Annotated in this window: 1 protein-coding gene; it reads right to left on the reverse strand. The window is 46.7% G+C overall.

Features of this window, described 5'->3' with window-relative positions; genetic code table 11:
• A partial coding sequence (locus tag A3738_RS09810; RefSeq protein WP_197473772.1) for an RnfABCDGE type electron transport complex subunit D occupies positions 1 to 552 on the reverse strand: 552 nt, incomplete at both ends.

The raw sequence follows: 552 nt of genomic DNA on the forward strand, positions 1-552 counted from the left end.
GAACCACTTACCGGTATTGGTCATGGAAGCAGACACAGGGTCTGTTGCCATAAAGATCATACCGAAAGCAAAACCACCAATAACGAAGTGCCAGTAGAATGGCAGATCAAACATTGGGTTAGAGTCCGAACCAATTAGATTCAACAAGGTAGACATCGCAGTCATACCAAAGAACACACCCATCACAATACGAAGTGAGGCAATGCGCGTTGCGAGAAGAACCGCACCGCCGATCAAAATCGCTAGCGTTGATGTTTCACCCATCGACCCTTGAACGGTACCGAAGAATGCATCCAACCAAGTTATGTTGTTCGCCATGATCGCTTCGACACCACCACTTGCCGCGAGGCTAAGTGAAGTAGCACCAGAGAAGCCATCAACTGCAGTCCACACGACGTCACCTGAAATTTCAGCTGGGTATGCGAAGTACAAGAATGCACGACCAGTCAAAGCAGGGTTTAAGAAGTTCTTACCGGTACCACCAAAGATTTCTTTACCAATCACAACACCAAATGAAATACCTAAAGCAACTTGCCATAGTGGTAAATCAGG

The organism is Oleiphilus sp. HI0066, from assembly GCF_001635725.1.